Source organism: Rhizobium sp. RAF36, assembly GCF_052114105.1.
In the GTDB taxonomy this organism is placed as follows: Bacteria; Pseudomonadota; Alphaproteobacteria; order Rhizobiales; family Rhizobiaceae; genus Rhizobium.
This window is the reverse complement of record NZ_JBFREC010000011.1, coordinates 123,626-142,484: the sequence shown is the minus strand read 5'-3', so window position 1 is coordinate 142,484 and position 18,859 is coordinate 123,626. Positions and strand designations below refer to the sequence as shown.

At 61.8% G+C, this 18,859-nt stretch carries 21 protein-coding genes; 11 read left to right on the top strand and 10 right to left on the bottom strand.

Going from position 1 to position 18,859, the window contains the following annotated elements; genetic code table 11:
• Positions 1-109 precede the first annotated feature (109 nt).
• The 5 genes from tolB to ybgC all read right to left on the bottom strand — a co-directional run bounded on the left by tolB (position 110) and on the right by ybgC (position 4,634).
• The gene (gene tolB / locus AB4Z25_RS27030) at positions 110-1,420 is read right to left on the bottom strand and encodes a Tol-Pal system beta propeller repeat protein TolB (RefSeq protein WP_112541091.1); all 1,311 of its coding nucleotides are present in this window, start codon (positions 1,418-1,420) and stop codon (positions 110-112) included.
• Between the two features lie 21 nt (positions 1,421-1,441).
• Positions 1,442-2,578: a hypothetical protein gene (locus AB4Z25_RS27025; protein ID WP_112541090.1), complete on the bottom strand. Its 1,137-nt coding sequence runs from the start codon at positions 2,576-2,578 to the stop codon at positions 1,442-1,444.
• Positions 2,579-2,586: 8 nt separating this feature from the next.
• Positions 2,587-3,042: a protein TolR gene (gene tolR / locus AB4Z25_RS27020; protein ID WP_112385433.1), complete on the bottom strand. Its 456-nt coding sequence runs from the start codon at positions 3,040-3,042 to the stop codon at positions 2,587-2,589.
• A gap of 21 nt (positions 3,043-3,063) precedes the next feature.
• The gene (gene tolQ, locus AB4Z25_RS27015) at positions 3,064-3,783 is read right to left on the bottom strand and encodes a protein TolQ (RefSeq protein ID WP_112385434.1); all 720 of its coding nucleotides are present in this window, start codon (positions 3,781-3,783) and stop codon (positions 3,064-3,066) included.
• Between the two features lie 395 nt (positions 3,784-4,178).
• The gene (ybgC, locus tag AB4Z25_RS27010; RefSeq protein ID WP_112541089.1) at positions 4,179-4,634 is read right to left on the bottom strand and encodes a tol-pal system-associated acyl-CoA thioesterase; all 456 of its coding nucleotides are present in this window, start codon (positions 4,632-4,634) and stop codon (positions 4,179-4,181) included.
• Between the two features lie 226 nt (positions 4,635-4,860).
• On the opposite strand from ybgC, the gene AB4Z25_RS27005 reads away from it, so the two are divergent.
• From AB4Z25_RS27005 to AB4Z25_RS26990, 4 genes are all read left to right on the top strand, one after another.
• The gene (locus tag AB4Z25_RS27005) at positions 4,861-5,568 is read left to right on the top strand and encodes a hypothetical protein (RefSeq protein ID WP_442210148.1); all 708 of its coding nucleotides are present in this window, start codon (positions 4,861-4,863) and stop codon (positions 5,566-5,568) included.
• A 67-nt stretch (positions 5,569-5,635) separates the two neighbouring features.
• The gene (locus AB4Z25_RS27000; RefSeq protein ID WP_112541114.1) at positions 5,636-6,229 is read left to right on the top strand and encodes a 5-formyltetrahydrofolate cyclo-ligase; all 594 of its coding nucleotides are present in this window, start codon (positions 5,636-5,638) and stop codon (positions 6,227-6,229) included.
• A 3-nt stretch (positions 6,230-6,232) separates the two neighbouring features.
• Positions 6,233-7,057: a TIGR00282 family metallophosphoesterase gene (locus AB4Z25_RS26995; RefSeq protein WP_112541087.1), complete on the top strand. Its 825-nt coding sequence runs from the start codon at positions 6,233-6,235 to the stop codon at positions 7,055-7,057.
• 321 nt (positions 7,058-7,378) lie between these two features.
• Positions 7,379-8,224: an MBL fold metallo-hydrolase gene (locus tag AB4Z25_RS26990; protein WP_112538717.1), complete on the top strand. Its 846-nt coding sequence runs from the start codon at positions 7,379-7,381 to the stop codon at positions 8,222-8,224.
• Between the two features lie 185 nt (positions 8,225-8,409).
• On the opposite strand, the gene AB4Z25_RS26985 is transcribed toward AB4Z25_RS26990, so the two are convergent.
• The gene (locus AB4Z25_RS26985) at positions 8,410-8,913 is read right to left on the bottom strand and encodes a pyridoxamine 5'-phosphate oxidase family protein (RefSeq protein WP_112538716.1); all 504 of its coding nucleotides are present in this window, start codon (positions 8,911-8,913) and stop codon (positions 8,410-8,412) included.
• A 173-nt stretch (positions 8,914-9,086) separates the two neighbouring features.
• Here AB4Z25_RS26985 and AB4Z25_RS26980 point away from each other — a divergent pair, with 173 nt between their 5' ends.
• A complete protein-coding gene (locus AB4Z25_RS26980) occupies positions 9,087-9,833 on the top strand; it encodes a YebC/PmpR family DNA-binding transcriptional regulator (protein ID WP_112538715.1) in 747 nt (248 codons plus the stop codon).
• A 57-nt stretch (positions 9,834-9,890) separates the two neighbouring features.
• Here AB4Z25_RS26980 and AB4Z25_RS26975 read toward each other — a convergent pair whose 3' ends face one another.
• Complete coding sequence (locus AB4Z25_RS26975; RefSeq protein ID WP_112538714.1) at positions 9,891-10,694, bottom strand: anti-sigma factor family protein; 804 nt, start codon at positions 10,692-10,694, stop codon at positions 9,891-9,893.
• The gene (locus tag AB4Z25_RS26970) at positions 10,691-11,434 is read right to left on the bottom strand and encodes a sigma-70 family RNA polymerase sigma factor (protein WP_442210143.1); all 744 of its coding nucleotides are present in this window, start codon (positions 11,432-11,434) and stop codon (positions 10,691-10,693) included. Before AB4Z25_RS26970 ends, AB4Z25_RS26975 begins: the two co-directional genes overlap by 4 nt.
• A gap of 292 nt (positions 11,435-11,726) precedes the next feature.
• Here AB4Z25_RS26970 and AB4Z25_RS26965 point away from each other — a divergent pair, with 292 nt between their 5' ends.
• The 5 genes from AB4Z25_RS26965 (at position 11,727) to AB4Z25_RS26945 (ending at position 14,905) form a co-directional block, all read left to right on the top strand.
• Entirely contained in the window at positions 11,727-12,701 is a 975-nt protein-coding gene (locus tag AB4Z25_RS26965) for an MBL fold metallo-hydrolase (RefSeq protein WP_112385441.1), read from the top strand.
• Between the two features lie 20 nt (positions 12,702-12,721).
• Entirely contained in the window at positions 12,722-13,207 is a 486-nt protein-coding gene (locus tag AB4Z25_RS26960; protein WP_112538713.1) for a tetratricopeptide repeat protein, read from the top strand.
• A gap of 63 nt (positions 13,208-13,270) precedes the next feature.
• On the top strand, positions 13,271-13,705 hold the full coding sequence (locus AB4Z25_RS26955; protein ID WP_442210139.1) for a DoxX family protein: 435 nt from the start codon (positions 13,271-13,273) through the stop codon (positions 13,703-13,705).
• A gap of 152 nt (positions 13,706-13,857) precedes the next feature.
• Complete coding sequence (locus AB4Z25_RS26950) at positions 13,858-14,346, top strand: invasion associated locus B family protein (protein ID WP_112538712.1); 489 nt, start codon at positions 13,858-13,860, stop codon at positions 14,344-14,346.
• A 1-nt stretch (position 14,347) separates the two neighbouring features.
• Entirely contained in the window at positions 14,348-14,905 is a 558-nt protein-coding gene (locus tag AB4Z25_RS26945; RefSeq protein ID WP_112538711.1) for an SH3 domain-containing protein, read from the top strand.
• Here AB4Z25_RS26945 and AB4Z25_RS26940 read toward each other — a convergent pair.
• The gene (locus tag AB4Z25_RS26940; RefSeq protein WP_112538710.1) at positions 14,902-15,903 is read right to left on the bottom strand and encodes an LLM class flavin-dependent oxidoreductase; all 1,002 of its coding nucleotides are present in this window, start codon (positions 15,901-15,903) and stop codon (positions 14,902-14,904) included. The two genes, AB4Z25_RS26945 and AB4Z25_RS26940, sit on opposite strands and share 4 nt — an antisense overlap.
• A gap of 281 nt (positions 15,904-16,184) precedes the next feature.
• Between AB4Z25_RS26940 and AB4Z25_RS26935 the strand changes: the two genes are divergently transcribed.
• Positions 16,185-16,430: a hypothetical protein gene (locus AB4Z25_RS26935; RefSeq protein WP_112518021.1), complete on the top strand. Its 246-nt coding sequence runs from the start codon at positions 16,185-16,187 to the stop codon at positions 16,428-16,430.
• Positions 16,431-16,499: 69 nt separating this feature from the next.
• Here the strand turns inward: AB4Z25_RS26935 and AB4Z25_RS26930 are convergent, their stop codons facing one another.
• Positions 16,500-18,815 (bottom strand): methyl-accepting chemotaxis protein, encoded by a 2,316-nt coding sequence (locus AB4Z25_RS26930; protein ID WP_112538709.1) that lies wholly within the window; start codon positions 18,813-18,815, stop codon positions 16,500-16,502.
• Positions 18,816-18,859 lie beyond the last annotated feature (44 nt).

The following is an 18,859-nucleotide window of genomic DNA, read 5'->3' as shown; positions in this document are numbered from 1 at the left end:
CGAGGTTAATCGGCGCTCAAGAAGTATGGTTAATGATTTACTGATTTGTCCCTACATTGCCCATTTTCAGGACTTTGCGGCGACATGAAGGCGTATTCCGGGCCGTCCACTACTCCAGCAGCGGCGACCATGCCGGGTCGGAAGCGTAGTTCGGAGTCTTGATGAGCTGCTCGTTGTAGCCCGTCAGGTCAATCGAGTAGAGCTGCGGACCACCGGCACCGGCGGCCTGGCGGAAGAACATCAGCACGCGGCCGTTCGGAGCCCAGGTCGGGCCTTCGTTGTGGAAGCCCGTCGTCAGGATACGCTCGCCGGAGCCATCCGGCTTCATCACGCCGATCGAGAACTTGCCGCCCGACTGCTTGGTGAAGGCGATCAGATCGCCACGCGGAGACCAGACCGGCGTCGAGTAGTTGCCGTCGCCAAAGGAGATACGCGTCTGGCCGGAGCCATCGGCATTCATCACGTAGATCTGCTGGTGGCCGCCACGGTCGCTTTCGAAAACGATGCGGCCGCCATCCGGCGCATAGGACGGTGACGTGTCGATCGCCGCCGTCGAGGTCAGGCGCGTCGTGGTGCGCGAACGCAGGTCCATCGTATAGATATTGGCGTTGCCTTCCTGCTGAAGGCTCATCACCACCTTCTGGCCATCAGGCGAGAAGCGCGGCGAGAAGGTCATGCCCGGGAAGTTGCCGACCACTTCGCGCTGTCCGGTTTCCAGCTGCAGCAGATAGACGCGCGGCTGCTGGTTGGCGAAGGACATGTATGTCACTTCCTGGCGGTTCGGCGAGAAGCGCGGCGTCAGAACCAGGTCGCTGCCGTCGGTCAGGGTACGGACGTTGAAGCCGTCCTGGTCCATGATGGCGAGCTGGCGCTTGCGCTGCTGCTTCGTGCCGGATTCCGAGACGAAGACGACGCGGGTATCGAAATAGCCTTCTTCGCCGGTGATCTGCTTGTAGATCGCGTCGGCGATGATGTGGGCCACGCGGCGCCAGTTTTCCGGCTGCGTGTAGAACTGCTGACCGGTCATCTGCTGGCCGGCAAACGTATCCCAGAGACGGAACTCGGCGCGCAGGCGGCCATCGGCCTCCTGCGTAACCCGGCCGGTCACCAGCGCCTGTGCATTGATGACCTTCCAGTCCTCGAAGCGCGGAGCGGCATCGGGGTTGGAGATCTTCTCGATGAAGGCGTTCTTGTTGACGGGCGCGAAAAGGCCCGAGCGCTGCAGGTCGGCGGCGATCACCTGAGAAACCTGCGCGCCCATGTCGCCCTGCAGGAAGTCGGTGACGGCGATCGGCAGCGGCTGGACGTTACCCTTGTTGATGTTGATTTCGACGAGCGCGTTCGCAGGCGTCGTAAAGGCGCCCGCGGTGACGAGACCCGCCACCATCATCAGGGCGCGGAGAAGGGAAGACTTTCTCATATGACAGAGGCCTTTCAGCATTTAAATCCCTAGATCGCTGGGATCGAAGTTCACGACGACTTCGTTCCAGGCATCGTATTTATCTTTTGGAAGCGTGGAGAACGGCGCGGACTTCATGATCGCGCGATAGGCGCCGCCAGCGAGCGCGCGGCGGGTCGAATCGTTGTCGCCGCCGGTCGCTTCGACTTCGGGCTGGCCGATGATGTTGCCGTCTTCGTCGAGCTTCATATGCACCTTGATGCGCACGTCGCCCATGCCTTCCATGCCCGGAATGACGTTCCAGTTGCCGGCGATCGCGCTCTTCAGTGCGTCCATCTCGCTCATCGACAGCTTCGAAGCACCCTGCGTCGCCTTCTTGGCGCCAAGCGAGGCTTCCTGTGTCGAGTGTTTCGTGCCGCCGGCCGAAGGATCGGTCTTGTTCAGGAGCGCAGAAATGTCGTCTGCGTTGAAGTCGCTCTTCATCGACGATGCAGATTTCGCCACGTCGCGCTTCTGGTCGTCCTTCTTCTTATCGGTCGGCTTTTCAGCCGTCTTCGGCTGGTCCTGGGGCTTTTCCGGCGGCTTCTCGGCCTGCTTTTCCTCAGGCGGCTTCACCTGTGGCTTGGCAACCGGGGTCGGGACCTTGTCCGGCAGCGCTTCGGCATCGGGCTTCGGCGCTTCCTCGGGCTTTGCTTCCTCGACCGGCTTTTCCTCCGGCTTCGGCGGGGTCGGCGCGACGTCGGGCTTGGTCTGCGGAATGGAAGCGACTTCCTTCGGCTGCTCGACCTCGGTCTCTTCCTTGTTGATTTCCTTCACTTCGTTCGGGATAGGATCGATCTTCTGCGCCGGCTTCTCGCTCGAATTGGCAGCCGCCGCATCCGTATTGCTCGGCTTGGCGTTCGGCACCGGTGGTGTCTTGAGATCGACCTTGTTATCGCCGACATTCTCCCCCTGATCAGGGGTCGGCGGCCGCGTCGTCGGCTTCGGCGCCGACGTTTCCTTCATCGGCGCCTTCTTGTCGCCCTGCTGCATCTGGGTGATCGATTCGACCGGCACCAGATCAACAGGCATCGCTTCGAAATCATCAACCTTGAAATGCTCGGGCGAGCCAATGGTCACCAGCGCTGCAGCGAGCACCAGTCCATGCAGAACAGCAGATGTGACGACGCTGGTCTTCATCTTGCTTTCTACTGGTCCTTCTTCTGCTGCGTGACTAGGCCGATATTCTTGAAGCCCGCACCCTGGATGCGCGCCATCACATCAGCGATCACGCCGTAAGGCGCCGTCGCGTCGCCGCGAACGAAGATGCGTTCGTTGTAACCCGTCGTCGCAATCGCCTCGAGCTTCGCGGCAATCTCTTCAGCCGGGATCGTCGTTTCCTGCAGATACACCTGGCCGTCGTTCTTGACCGAGATCGTGATCGGCTGGGTCTCGGAATTCAGCGCCTTGGCCTGCGTTTCCGGCAGGTCGATCGGCACGCCGACCGTCATCATCGGTGCTGCGACCATGAAGATGATCAACAACACCAGCATGACGTCGACAAGCGGCGTCACGTTGATTTCGGAAATTACGTTCTTGTTCCGGCCACCGCGGCGGCGGCGTCCGCCACCGCTCCCGGAATTGCCTCCAACAGCCATACCCATGGTCGTACTCCCGCCGTTCCGTTACTGCGCGGCCTGGCGCGGCTGCAGCTTTTCATCGATCTGGCGCGAAAGGATGGCGGAGAATTCATCCGCGAAGCCTTCCATGCGAGCCGAAAGCTTGCCGGCATCGGCGGAGAACTTGTTATAGGCGATAACCGCCGGAATAGCGGCGACGAGGCCGATAGCCGTCGCAAGAAGCGCTTCGGCGATACCCGGCGCCACAACCGCGAGGTTGGTCGACTTCGAGCCGGCGATAGCCTGGAACGAGGTCATGATACCGACAACCGTACCGAAGAGACCGATGAACGGACCGGCCGAACCGATCGTCGCAAGCGAGCCCAGGCGGGACGAAAGTGTTTCAGATTCACGCGACAGCGTCACGTCCATGGCACGGTCGATACGCATCTGCAGACCGATCGGCGAGCGCGCACCGCGCTCGAAGGACTTCTTCCATTCGCGCATCGCCGCAACGAAGATCGCCGCGAGGCCGGTGTTGTTGCGCTCGGAGAGCGTCCTGTAGAGCTCTTCCAGCGACTGGCCCGACCAGAACACCTGCTCGAACTTGTCGAACTGGCGCCGCGCACGGCCATAAGCCAGATACTTGTCGATGACGATCGCCCACGTCCAGACGGAGGCTGCGAGAAGCCCGAGCATGACGAGCTTGACGACGATGCCTGCCTGCATGAACAGCGACCAGAGGCTGACGTCGGCCGTTGCTGCTGCCAATCCTGCTTGTTCCATTGATCCAAAATCCCCGAATCCAAACGCCCGGTGCTTGACCGGGCGGCACAAAAGTGATCTCGCAAGAAATGTCTGGCGACCGCCGCCCTAAGCCCTGGTCAAGCTTGAAGCTTTTCTTCCGCCTTCCTTGCCGTCAAATTTGGTCAAAGGAAGGCGTGCACCGCACAAACTCTGACATTCAGAGTAAGACACCATTATGGTTAACACATCGTTAGTGTCAGAGTGCGACTGAAAGCTTTAATTCAGCTGGGTTTTTCTAGCCGGTCAGAACTGATCTGAGCTGGTCCGGCGGCGGAGCAACGCGCATTTCCTGCAGCGCGGCAATTCCTTCACATGAAACTCATGTTTTTGCAAGAGCCGGTTTGCAGCCGTTGTACAGCATAAAACGCTTCCTTTTAGCCTGCGTCGGCCGCAATCGGCATCTGCTTCGCTAGCCCCTCCGGCAGGCGGCGCGGCCGGCCCTTGGCGTTGATGACAGCGATGATGACCTTTGCCGCGATCAGCGGCGTTTCGCCGCGGCGGATTTCCTGCGACAGAATCATCTTGGCGCCGCCCGCCTTTTCGGTCCGCGTCACGATTGTCAGGATATCGTCCATCCGAGCCGGGCTCTTGAAGTCGATCTCCATGCGATGGACGACGAAAACCAGTCCCTCCTCGTCGGCCGTGATAAGCTCTCGCTGCTCCACACCGAGGCAACGCAGGTAGTCGGTGCGTCCGCGCTCGAGGAAATGCAGGTAGCGGGCGTGATAGACGAGGCCGGAGAAATCGGTGTCTTCATAATAGACGCGCTGGACCAGCTTGTGGCCCTCGTCCGTCAGCTTGCCCGAAATCGAAAAACTCTCATCCACCATAGCCGTCTCCAGATGGGCATGCCTGCCAAGTCGTCATCGTTCTGCGTCCCCCCGATAGTGGATGAGCAAGCCTGAGGCAATGCGGCGAGGATTGCAGAGAGGGCTGCATCCGTCACCCTGCCGCGCTGCATCACTGCGAGACACAAAAGACGCTCGCCCGGCGTTTGCTGCCAGGGCCCGCGCAAGCCTGAAGTTGCAGAAACCATTCCTGATGATATCGGGGGATATGATGCAGGTCGCACAGTCGAATGCGCTGAACATACTGCGCAGCACACCACAACAGTCGATTGCGGCCTCCGCAACACCGAGCAGCGACCCGCGGGTGCGGCTGGCCGAGCGCGCCGATCAGGCCCTCGCCGCCCTGCAGCAGGACAAGAAATCGTCTTCCAATATCGCCAAGGAACGCGCCGCGCGCAAACTTGCCGAACTGCAGCAGCAGGTGGAGATGCTGAAGAGCGGCGGGCTCTCGCCCGAAGCCACCGCGCGGCTCGCCGCACAGCTGTCACAGAAGATTGCCTCGGCCGCCGTGCAATTTGCCTCTTCCATCGCTGGCGCGAGCGCCACGCCAGGTGCTGTTGCAGCTGCTTCCGCCGAAGCGGGCACCGCCGGAACAACGGCCGGTTCTGCTTCCGCAGATTCCGCCTCGGGCGAAACACCCGCCGATCCGGCCGCCGGAGAAACCGAGCCTGTCGATACCGCGCAGGCACGCAAGGCCTACCAGGACACGGCCGCCGATGGCGAGCAGCAGGCATCAGGCGTGTCGAGCGAAGACCGCGTATCGCTGGAAAAGCTGCAGTCGCTTCTGCGCGAGGTCCGTCAGATTCTCGAAAAGGCGATGGATGAAGTGAGAAACGGTAAGACCGGCGGCAACTACACGCAGGCCATGCCGCTTCCAACCGGTTCGTCGGGCATTCCGTCGAGCATCGTCATCTAGCCGATCGGCAAAGCGAACGCCGCTTTCACGCATTGCATTGGCCCGTCAGCGGTTTATGGTTTGCGGCATGCTGACCGATTTCAAGCAACTCAAGGCGGATCTGCGAACCGAACGGCTCGCCCTTCGCGATGCGATCGCCCCAGAAGCGCGCATCGACATGGCCCTTGCCATGGCCGACCACGCAGGCGACGCCGTCGCCTTCGATCCCGGCGCCGTCATTTCAGGCTTCCTGCCGATCCGCTCGGAGGCTGATCTGCGGCCACTGATGGCAAGGTTTCAGACCCGCGGCGCCCGCCTTTGCGTGCCCGCCATTCTCGACAAGCAGACGATCGTGTTTCGCGAGCTGGTGCGCGGCGCGCCATTGATCCCGACCGGCTTCGGCACATCGGGCCCAGGGCCGGATGCGCCGGTTCTCGATCCCGACATCATGCTGGTGCCGCTCTCGGCCTTCGACGCCCGTGGCCACCGGATCGGTTACGGCGCCGGCTATTATGACCGTGCCATTAGCCTTTTGCGGCAAAAAGGCCGCAAACCGAAGCTCATCGGCATTGCATTCGACTGCCAGGAAGTGGCACATGTGCCCGACGAGCCGCATGACATAAGCCTGGATGCCATCCTGACAGAAAGCGGCCTTCGCTTTTTTGCCTCGTGGATTGGATAGTGAATGCGACTGCTTTTTCTGGGTGACATGGTCGGCAAGACGGGACGCACTGCGGTTTGGGATCGCCTACCCGGACTGGTCTCCGACCTGAAACTCGACTTCGTGATCGTCAACGGCGAAAACGCCGCCGGCGGCTTCGGCATCACCGAAGACATCTTCCTCGAGACGATCAATGCCGGCGCCGATGTCGTGACGACAGGCAATCACGTCTGGGACCAGAAAGACGCCGTCGCTTTCGCCGGCCGCCACGACCAGTTCTTGCGCCCGGCCAATTATCCGCAGGGCACGCCCGGCCGCGGCTCCGGTCTCTTCTATGCCCGCAACGGCGCGCGCGTGCTCGTCGCCAACATCATGGGCCGCGTCTTCATGCATCCCGAGCTGGACGACCCCTTCAAGTCGGCCGAGGCGATCCTTTCCGCCTGCCCGCTGAAGGAACAGGCCGACGCCATCATCTTCGACTTCCACGCCGAGGCGACCAGCGAGAAGCAGTGCTTCGGCCATTTCGTCGACGGCCGCGCCAGCTTCGTCGTCGGCACCCACACGCATGTGCCGACCGCCGACCACCAGATCCTGAACGGCGGCACCGCCTATATGTCGGATGCCGGAATGTGCGGCGACTATGATAGCTCGCTCGGCATGGACAAGGAGGAGCCACTCAACCGGTTCATCTCCAAGATGCCGAAGGGGCGGATGGAGGCGGCGACCGGGCCTGCGACGATCTGCGGGGTTGGTGTGGAGATTTCGGACGCGACGGGTTTGGCGGAGAAGATTGCGCCGCTGCGGCTGGGGCCGAGACTGGCGGAGACGATTCCGGAGTTCTGGCGGTAGTTTTGTGAGGTCAGCGGGTACCCGCCCCCCTCTGCCCTGCCGGGCATCTCCCCCACAGGTGGGGAGATTGGCTGGGCGCACCCGCTCGCCCCGCCAACATCGTTCTACGAGCCGCAGCCTTCATTTAAAAGCGGGGAGCCTGCCACTTGTGATCTCCCCACCTGTGGGGGAGATGCCCGGCAGGGCAGAGGGGGGCCGGCACCCGCCTACATAAGACCCGAGACCACCCACCCCAACACGCATTTGTGAGCACCCCGCATCTGGACCCCTGCGGCGCCTTGCCGCATCCTCCCGGCTTCGTGAAAGCGCCGGAGGGGTGGCATGAAGCCGCAATTGCTTGTCCTCGCTATCGCATGCGTTGCTTCCCTCGCCCTGCCGCAGGCCGCGAGCGCCCAGGAGCAGCGCAAGAACGTCAGCCAGTGCCAGGCAATCGCCCAAGGTATCCCGAAGGCGCAGTTCGCCAGCTTCTCGACCACCGCGCCAGTCATCCCCGCGGTATCGGAAGGCGAGGACGTCACCTTCACCTTTCTCGGCCACTCCACCTTCGAGATCGACACACCCGGCGGCATCGTCATCGCCACCGATTACAACGGCATCTACCAGCCCTCGGTGACGCCTGACGTCGTGACCATGAACAAGGCGCACCAGACGCATTACACACTCACTCCGGATCCGGCGATCAAGCACGTGCTGCACGGCTGGAGCGACATCCCCGGCGAAAAAGCCAAGGTCGATCTCGTCGTCGGCGACGCCTATATCCGCAACGTCACGACCGACATCCGCTTCAGCTACGGCCTCGGCGGATCGCAGCAGGATGGCAACTCGATCTTCATCTTCGAGATCGCCGGCCTCTGTATCGGTCACCTCGGCCACCTGCATTACGAGCTGACGGATGCGCATTACACCGAGATCGGCCGTCTCGACGTGGTGATGGTGCCCGTCGATGGCGGGCTGACGATGGGACCGGACAGCATGAGCCGGGTGATCAAGCGCCTGCGCGCGTCGATCGTCCTGCCGATGCACCGCCGTGGGCCGCCGGTCGAGCGGTTCCTGTCGATGATCGGCAAGGAATTCGATATTCAGATGGCGCAGAACAACACGTTGACGGTGTCGCTGCGGACGCTGCCAAGGAAGCCGCAGATTTATGTGATGAGGGACGTGCAGTAGGGACTCGCAAAGCCCGGAGCCCGCTCACCCTACCCACCGGGGCCGAGCCAACGGTCTCGGCCCGTCCTTCGGACCCCCGAGTGGAGAGGGGAAGTGAACGCCGCGGCTCCAGCATCCCTTCTCCCCTCGGGGAGAAGGTGCCCGAAGGGCGGATGAGGGGGCCTCGCGGTAAAACGGAAATCTGTTCAAGCAAACTGCAAATGCCGCTTTATCCCCACATCCGGCATCTTGTCATCGTCGAGATTGGCCTTGGCGATCTCCCAGCCGAATTTCAGCTTACTGCCGGTCGAGACCCAGATTTCGGCATCGTCGACATGCATGGCGAGCATCGTCAGCTTCGGGTCCTTCTTGCCGTTCTCGTACCAGGCAGCAACGACAGAATTCCAGTACTCTTCGATCTTCGACGGATCGGCTTTCAGTTCGATCTTGCCTGCCAGGCAGGCGTGATAGTCGTGATCCTTGCCGACCACGCAGAAATGCGCGCGCGTTCCCGGTTTAACGGCACGGACGATATCCGCGTCGGCTTTCGTGTAGAACCAGATGGTGTTGGTCTTGGGATCGGCATGCGGCGCCATGGGCTGCATATGCATGTCGGCACCATCGACACCGAGCATGCCGGCATGAATGCCATTCACCTGATCCCAGAGCTGCTGTGCCGGATGTTCGCGGGCTTCGCTGAAGCTTGCCATGGCTATTCCTTTCCCTTCGCTGTTTCAGGGTCACAACGTCAGGTCCGGTGGCTTTGTTCCCGTTGGTCACCGCAAGCCAAACGCCTGCCGAAAAGCTGCTTTCCGCTTGAATGCGGCCCGTTTCGCTCTTATAAGGCGGCCCATTCCGAACAAGAGACGTGAACAGGGGTGCCATGGCTGGCCATTCACAGTTTAAAAACATCATGCATCGCAAGGGCCGTCAGGACGCCGTGCGGTCGAAAATGTTCTCCAAGCTCGCGCGCGAAATCACTGTCGCCGCCAAGGCCGGTCTGCCCGACCCGTCGATGAACGCCAGCTTGCGCCTGGCAATCCAGAACGCCAAGGCCCAGTCCATGCCGAAGGACAATATCGACCGCGCCATCAAGAAGGCAGCTGGCAGCGACGGCGAGAACTACGAGCAGATCCGCTACGAGGGCTACGGCCCGGGCGGCACCGCCGTCATCGTCGAGGCGCTGACCGACAACCGCAACCGTACCGCCTCGAATGTCCGCTCGATCTTCACCAAGGCCGGCGGTGCACTGGGCGAAACCGGCTCGGTTTCCTTCTCTTTCGATCACGTCGGCGAAATCACCTACAAGCTCGCAGCAGGCGATGCCGACAAGATGATGGAAGCCGCGATCGAAGCCGGTGCCGACGATGTCGAGACCGACGAAGAAGGCCACTACATCACCTGCGCTTTTGAATCGCTCGGCGAAGTCGCCAAGGCGCTCGAAGCGACACTCGGCGAAGCCGAAACCGTCAAGGCGGTCTGGCGCGCGCAGAACAACGTGCCGGTAGACGAGGAAAAGGCTCAGTCGCTGCTGAAGATGATCGACAACCTCGAAGATGATGACGACGTCCAGAACGTCTATTCGAACTTCGAAGTCTCCGAAGAAGTGCTGGCCAAGCTTTCGGCCTGATCGCCTCTTGGCCGAAGACATTTCAAAGGCGGGCTTTTGCCCGCCTTTTTTGTCGTGTCAGCCGCCGGCTGCGCGGATGAAGCTGCTACGGAAGGCGGCCAGATCGCTGGCGGCGACATCGGAAACGGCCCAGAAGACCAGCCCGTCGGACGACCAGTCCGTCATGTTGTAGCCGTCATGTTCCCGTGTCGCCTGCCCGCCCCTGGCCTGCGGCCATATGAACAGGTTGATGACATGGCCGTTGCGCCGGTAGACGAGCGCTGCCACCACCCGACCGCCGATATAATCGACCCGGCCGCCGACCAGCGGGAAACCATCCTTGGCGAGATCGTTGACCGGCGGTGAGAAATCGATGCGGCCGTTGAACCAGGGCTTTACCGTATGCTGGTTCGAGGTCTGCACATCGACGAGGTGATCGGCGAGCATCGAATGGACATGGCTCGCCAGCAGCTGGTCCTCGATGCCGAGATCCGGCACCGGCGCGTTGACGAACAGCATTGCGCTCGCCGCCAGCGCCGCCAGTGACGGCACGAAGCTCCAGTCGCGAATGAAACGAAAGAAACGGTCCCACCGCGAAGCAGGCTTCTGGCGCGGCTGAAGAGCGGATGAGGAGATGGCCTGCTCGCGCGACAGCGCGGCGAGAACCTGCGACCGGACCTCGTCCGGAAGCTTGAAGCGCACGCCGTCCTGTCCGATCCGTTGCCGCACCCCGCGCACCCTTTCGATCTCCGCCCGGCAATCCGGGCACCCCGCCAGATGACTTTCCAGCTCGGCCGCGCGCACCAGATCCAGCTCGCCGTCGATGAAGGCATGCACCACCGGCCCCCACTGGTCGCAGCCCTGCTTCGGCGCCTCGCTCATGCCCGCACCCCGCCATTCTCGAACGCATCCCAGGCCTCGCCAAATTCGCGCCGCGCCCGGGCGATGCGCGACATCACGGTACCTATAGGCACATCGATGACCTCGGCGATCTGTTTGTAGGAAAGCTCCTCGAGTTCGCGCAGCACCAGAATTTCCCGCATCGCCTCCGGAAGCAGGCCGATGACATGGCGCACGCGCGACGTCTCGCTTTCGCGGATCATCGCTGTCTCCGCCGTATCGTCATCCGATGCGATCTCATGGGCCGGGCTGTCGCTTCCGGCATCGGCATCCAGCGGCGTTTCGAAACGTGCCTTCCGCCGTCCCTGCTGCTGCCAAGCGAGATGGCAGTTCCGGACGATGGCAAAAATCCAGGCCCGTGAATCGCCGCCGCGATAGGTCTCGAAACTGCGATAGGCGCGCAAAAAGGCGTCCTGGACGATATCCTGCGCCGCATCCTGGTCGCGGCTGAGAAAGCGCGCGAAGTTATAGGCTGCATCCATGTGCGGAAGGATGTTCTGCTGGAAACGCAATGTGTGATCGGGCTGCGCGGAGGCGGCAGCGGCCTGCCGTCCGCCCCTCGCCTGTGCCATTTCCATATAGCCGACGAGGACCGACGCTGCCTCGGCGAGAAAACAGCTTGCGAGCTGAGAAAACGATCGCGAACGGCGGCGCCAGCGCAGCAGAGCCATGGCCAGCTGATCGTCGAACGATGTGGGGAAAGCAAGACAGGCTTCGGTCATCACACCCTCTGCGGCTGCAGCGCAGCCGACTCTAGTCCTCGGGCCGCCCTCAGCACAATGCGACCCTTTATTGCCTAGATCGCCAAGCACCCGGTTTTATTCCCTGCCGACTGAGATTTTTTTGACCGCTTTGCCGGGGTGAAAAATTAGCCGTTAATTCTCAATGACTTGCATGGAAAATTACGGCAGGCTCGGAATAAGCAGCAGGCCTCTCCGGTCTAGTTCTTCAGCGGCGGCGTCGAACCCATCCCGTCTCCGCTGAGACAAAGGACAAGCCAGAGGAGGCATCCCAATGTTTGAAATGTCACGCCGTACACTGCTTGGTTCGGCCGCCGCGGCAGCCGCATTCGGCCTCGCATCGAAGCTCGAATTCGTGCCCCCGGCCTTCGCCGCATCGCCGGACGAACCGGCAACCGGCTTCTACCGCTACAATGTCGGCGATATCGAAGTGACTGCCATTTACGACGGCATCTGGCGCAAGCCGCACGATCCCGCCTTCATCAAGAACGCCACGGTCGACGAGACCAAGGATGCGCTCGCCAAGGCGCATCTGCCGACCGATTTCATGCCGATCCCGCTGACGGTGGTCGTCCTGAAGGTCGGCGGACGGCTGATCATGATGGATGCCGGCTCCGGCGTCGGCCAGTGGCAGGCCAATGCCACCAACCTTCCCGGCAACATGGCAGCCGCCGGCATCGACTACCGCAAGATCGACACGGTCATGATCTCGCATTTCCACCCTGACCACGTCTGGGGCTTGATGGAAAAAGGCACCAATGCGCCTGTCTTCCCGAATGCCGAACTTATCGTTCATTCGGCCGAATACAACTGGTGGACCGATCCCGGCCGCCTCTCGAAACTCGCGGAGGGACGCAAGCCTGCCGGAAAGCGCATCGCCGAAGTCTTCCCGAAATGGAAGAACTGGAAGCTGGTGGAGGACGGTGCGCAGGTGGCTCCCGGCATCGAGCTGATTTCGGCACCGGGCCATACGCCTGGTCATTCGACCTATCTGGTCAACTCCGGAAACAGCCAGCTGCTGGTTTCGGCCGACATCATGTACGTCCCGGCGCTGCTGGCGCCGCACCCGGAATGGCAAGGCAGCTACGATCAAGACGGACCTCTTGCCATCACCAGCCGCCGCAAGCTGATCGATCGCGTCATATCGGACAAGATCGCCATCTGCGGCTCGCATTTCCCCTTCCCCGGCTCCGGCAGCTTCGTCAAGGACGGAAACGCCTATGCCTTCACACCTACCAGCCAGGCCTGACGCCTGAGGAGACTATCGTCATGAAAAGATCATTCACCCGCTACGCCGTTCTCGGCGTCATCAGCTTCTGCGCGCTGTCGGCAGGCGGCTCGGCCATCTCGGCACTGACGGCGATGCCGGCCTTTGCCGTCGATAACATGGAAACCGGCGACGGTCCGGACCTCACTTCCGTCCGCGCCAAGATCGCCGCCAAGGACTATCAGGGCGCACTCGAGGAGTTGCGCGGCCTCGCCGAGGATAACCAGCAGGCCGATGTCTACAACCTGCTCGGCTACACGCTGCGCATGACCGGCGACTACGACACGTCGCTGACCTACTACACCAAGGCTCTCGAATTGCAGCCCGATCACAAGGCGGCACATGAGTATCTTGGCGAGCTCTATCTGCAGACCGGCAAGCCCGACAAGGCGAACGAGCAGCTCGCTTCGCTGAAGCAGCTGTGCCCCGCAGGCTGCGAGGAGCTGGAAGACCTACAAGAGGCGATCGCCGCACGGGGCGGCAACTGACGGTGATTGCCCCGGGCGGGCGGCAGATGCCGCTCGCCCTGCTCACCCCCATTGGAGATGATCATGGAACATTCCGCTATCCGATCCGCCGGCAGCAATGCAGCACTTCTCGCCGGACGTCTGCTGCTCTCGGCCATCTTCCTGCATGAAGGCGCAACGCTGGCGCTGAACTTCAACGCCACGGCAGCGGCCTTCGAAAGGCTCGGTCTCGAACTACCGGTCGCTATCGGCGTCATCCTGCTGCAGCTTGCGGCCGGCTTCTCGGTCGCGGCAGGCATGGCCACACGGCTGGGTGCTGTTGCGCTCGGCATCTTCTGCCTGATGACGGCCCTGCTCTTCCACACCGATTTCACCAGCCAGAACGAACTGCTGCATTTCGAGAAGGACTTTGCGATCGCCGGTGGCATGTTTGTGCTGGCGATCTCGGGCGCCGGATCGCTGTCTGTCGATGCAGTCCTGAAGCGCATCGTCCCGGTGCCGATGGCTGCCTTCTTCTGACCTCCGCGAGGATCTGGATCAAAGCGGTTCACAGCTCCGTGAGCCGCAGCCTGATTTTAAGAAAGCGGTAACGCTGCAACCCTTCAATGTCCCTGCCTCCAGCCGGTCTGTCTCAGGCCAGCGTCTCTCACACCATCGGCGGGGAAAATGCCATGAAGAAACTTGCTCTCACTCTCTCCATTTCGCTGCTTTGCGCCTTCTCCGCACAAGCGCAGCCCACGATGGTCAAGCGCTTCAACGATTGGGGCGTCTATTCCTACAAGGCCGGTGGCCAGACGGTCTGCTATCTGCTGACCGTGCCGACCGGCCAGACGCCGACCAGTGTTGATCACGGCAAGAATTTCTTCATGGTCGGCCCCGGCGCCTCGGCGAAATACGAGCCGCAGGCACGGATGGGCTACGAGTTGAAGCAGGGATCGCGCGTGAAGGTGCGCATTGGCGACCAGACATTCTGGATGTTCACCCGCGAGAACGCCGCCTGGATGCAGCATGAGGAGCGTGAACCGGAAATGATCCGCGCCATGCGCGGCGGCAGCGAGATGGTGATCGAGGCGACCTCCAGCCGGGGGACGGATACCAGCTACACCTATTCGCTCGATGGCATCACGGCCGCCTTGAAACAGGTGACCAGCTGTAGCTGACATGCGCCCGTTTTCTCTTCTGCGCCGCACGATGGGGCTGCTTGCCCTCTGCGGCCTGTTTGCCGCCTGCCTGGCCAGCCAGGCATCGGCAATCCCGGTTGAGACAAGCGCGCCAAAAGGCCGGGAAACCGGTCTGCCGGTTCCCCGTTTCGTCTCGCTCAAATCGGCCAACGCGCGCATGCGCATCGGCCCGTCGCTGGATTACGGGACCAAGTGGATTTACGTGAAATCAGGCCTGCCGCTGGAGATCACCGCCGAATACGACAATTGGCGTCAGGTGCGCGATAGCGATGGCATCAGCGGCTGGATGCATCGCGCCCTGCTCTCCTCGCGCCGGACCGCGGTGATCGGCCCCTGGCTGAAACAGCCTGCCGCACTTCACACCGGAGCCCGGGAAAGTGCGGCTATCTCGGCGGCGTTGATGGCCCGCGTCCTCGTCCATGTCAGAAGCTGCGACGGAGCCTGGTGCAGCATCGGCCTGCCACACGAGAACCTCACCGGCTTCGTCGAGCAATCGGCCCTCTGGGGTGTCTATCCCGGCGAGACAATCGCCGATTAGGCGGCGGCGCTCACAAAGCTGCCGAGCCCCGCGAACAGCTCGACCGACTTCAGCCGCGCCTCGATATCGTGGATCGGCATGGAGATGATCAGCTCGTCGGCCTCCGTCTCTTTCAGAAATTCCTTGAGCTTGGCTTCAGCCGTCTGCGGCGAGCCGACGACGGCATAGCGCAGCGTATGCTCGACATTGAGCTTTTCCATCGGAGACCAGAAGCTCTCCATATCCTTCACAGGCTTCGGAAACTGGCCGCGCACATTGCGCCGGAGATTGACGAACTGCTGCTGCGCCGAAGTGAAATGATATTCGGCCTCCTCATCTGTCGGCGCCACCGAACCCATCACGCCGGCCATCACATAGGGCTGGTCGAGGACGGCGGATGGCTGGAACTTGCTGCGATAGATATCGATCGCATCGAGCAGCGAATCCGGCGCGAAATGTGAAGCGAAGGCATAGGGAAGACCGAGCATGGCGGCGAGCTGGGCGCTGTAGAGGCTGGAGCCAAGCAGCCAGATCGGCACATGCGTCCGGTTGCCGGGCACCGCGAGGATCGCCTGGTTCTCGACCGGCTCTCCGAGCAGCTGCTGCAGCTCGACGACATCATGAGGGAAGCTCTGGGCGCCGGCATCGAGGTTGCGGCGCAGCGCCTGGGCGGTGCGCATATCCGTTCCCGGCGCGCGGCCGAGACCGAGATCGACGCGGCCGGGGAAGAGTGCGGCGAGTGTGCCGAACTGTTCGGCGATAACAAGCGGCGAATGGTTCGGCAGCATGATGCCGCCCGATCCGATGCGGATCCGCTTCGTCGCCGCACCGACATGACCGATGACGACGGCAGTCGCGGCACTGGCAATCCCCGGCATGCCGTGATGCTCGGCAAGCCAGAAGCGCTTGTAGCCATATTCTTCCGCCTTCTGCGCCATCCGCGCGGAACCCGCGAGAGATTGGCTGACAGTCGTGCCTTCGGGAACGGGCGAAAGATCGAGGATCGAAAAGGGAATCATGAAAACCTGCCGTCGGTATAATGGGGCTACCGGCTATGTAGGTGGTAACGGCGCGGCATCCAAACCCTGCGGCAAAGAAAAGGGCCGATCGGCCGCCTGCCATCAACGCAGATGTGGAAACCAAATTCCGGCATTCCGCATGTCGTTGTCATCGCAGGCCCTAGGCGGTCATTCCTGAGCCAGTAGTACGGGCTAAATAACCACCGCCTACTATTACATATCTGCGTTGCATAATCGGAAGTAGGCGCTTGCCCGCGATGGGATCATAAGGAGCGCAGCTTATGCATACGAGAGTGTTTGAGATGGATTGGGTCCCTGTCGTCTTCGTTACATTCAAGGTTCTTGCCTTGGGAATAGCGATGTTCTTCGCCATCAAGTGGCATTATGACCGTGCGGAGAAAAGCGACAGGCGAGCGCTACTGCGATCGGGCGGCATGATGGCTGCAGTCTTCGCGCTGGCGGTACTCGGCGTAGGGCTCGCCGCTTTCCTTCTGAGCAGGAAGCTCGGTCTGGACCTGAGCCTCTGATGAGGCCGCGGTTTCAAGCGACTCCAGATTCAACTGATGGCTGGAGTCGCCTGACACTTTGACGGCGCGTCAGGAAGCGCGGCGGTGCCGGAGCACATGCACTTCAGCGCTTTGGTGGTGATGGCCCTGCGGCAGCGTGAAGTTGCCGAGCTGGCGGTCCATCTCCAGCGCCTCGCTGGCGAGACGATGGATCGCCGCCGTACTTTCCTCGACCATTGCCGCATTCTGCTGCGTCATCGAATCCAGTTCGGAAACCGCGCTGTTGATCTGGCGCAGCGTGTCGGCCTCTTCACGGGTCGATTCCATGATCTCATGGATCTGGCCGTTGATCGCCTCGACGCGGCTGCCGATACCAGTCAGCGCAACCCCTGCCCGCTCAACCAGCGACACGCCGCTTTCGACCTCATGTGTCGACTTCTGTAGCAGGCTGGCGATCTCCTTGGCGGCGCTCGAGGAGCGTTGTGCCAGTTCGCGGACTTCCATGGCGACGACGGCAAAGCCCTTGCCGGATTCACCGGCACGCGCTGCCTCGACACCGGCATTCAGCGCCAGCAGGTTAGTCTGAAAGGCGATTTCATCGATAACCGAGATGATCGAGTTGATCTGGCGCGAGGACGACTGGATCGCTTCCATCGCCGCGATGGTCTCGCGCATGATATCGCTCGAGCCGGCCGTTTCCTTCTTGGCGTCACGGGCGATCCGCTCGGCCTGCTCGGCGCGCTCGATCTGGATACGGACCGACTGCGTGATCGCATCGATCGCATTGGCGGTCTCGGTGATCGAGGCAGCCTGGCGTTCGGTGCGGCCGGCCAGATCGTCGGCGCCGTTGCGCATTTCTTCCGAGCCCGAACGAACCGCCATCGAGTTTCCGCCGATCGCCGTCATCGTTTCGCTCAGCGTCGCAAGCGCCTCGTTGAAATTGACACGCAGGCCCTCGAGCTCGGTGGGGAAGCGCGTCTCGATCTGATAGGCGAGATTGCCGCTGGCCAGATGATGCAGGCCCTCGTCCAGCGCCTGGACGACATCCTGCAGGCTCTTCGCCTCGGCTTCGCGCAGCGCCATATTTTCCTGGCGATCGCGCTCTGCGCGGGTGCGGGTCTCGGCACTTGCGGCTTCGAGTTCACGGCTTTCGAGCAGCGACTGCTTGAAACGGGCAAGAGCCTTGGCCATCGTGCCGATTTCGTCATGGCGGTTCTGGCTGCCGATCTCGGTATCGAGCTTGCCGTCGGCCACATCGCGGGTGTTGCCGGCAAGGCGGGCGAGCGGCGAGAACAGGAACTTGGTGATCAGGCCGGTGGCGATCGCCATGACGACGAGCGCACCGAGGCCGATCATCGTCAGCAGCGTGGCGATCTCGATCGAGCCGGCATTGAGCTCGCTGAGACGGACGCTCTCGACCACCAGAAAGCGGTCGCCGTGATAATCGATCCCGCGAACATAGGCGCGGGCCGAGCCATCAGCGCGGTCGAAGTCATCGACCGTCATGCCCTGATTGTTGGCGAGCGCATCCGGAATGAAAGTGAAGGACGCAGTATCGAGCGTCGCCAGCTTGCCGTCTGCAAGACCGACAGCCGAACCATCGCTGGAAATGATCGCCGCCTGCGCCGTGCTGCCGGAGACGATGCCCTTCGACAGGATGCCGGTGACGATGTCATCGCGAACCTTGAAGAGGATGATACCCTTCGCGAGGCCCAGCTTGACGATCGGAACGGCATAGAAGATCCCCGACTTGCCCGCATCGACGCGCAGGCCCGAGAAGCCTGTCGGTGCGGAATCGTCGGTCGCCTTCGCCGTGTTCTCGACGGCCTTCGCATAGGCCAGACCGGCTCCGGTCGCCTTCCAGGCATCGGCTTTCAGGTTTTCGGCGAAGTTGTCGTCCTTCTTGTAGGAATAGAGGACGGAGCCATCCATGTCGGCGATCAACAGGTCGCTGAAGGCCGTGTTCTCGAGGTCGCGGGCGACTTCGCCCTGCGTCTTCTCATGGTTCGAGTAGTAGAAGCCGCTCGGCCCCTCGGGCTTCATCAGCTTTTCGCGCTGGTCAGCCGGGTTGGGATTGTTGGTGATGAAGACCTTCTTCAGTTCCGCGCGGGCATCGCCCGAGGACTTCTCGATGGTCTTCCAGCCGCTCTTCAGGCTGGTGATCGACATCTGCAGCGCTTCGATGCGCGCAATCGAATTCGCCTGGTTTTCGAGCTGCTCCAGCTGATCCTGCAGCATGTCGCCGCGGAAGATGAGCACGCTCTCCTTCGCCTTCAGCGCCTGCTCGTCGGAAATGCGGCTGCTGGCGAAATAGCCGAGCACGCTGATGGTGCTGACGGCAAGCGCCGTGAGCAGAATGAAAGTCGCAATGACTTTAAATGATAGAGACTGAAATCTCTGAGCCATAAACTAGAACCCTTCCGGAGCGGCTTGCCTGGCTTTTCGCAGCT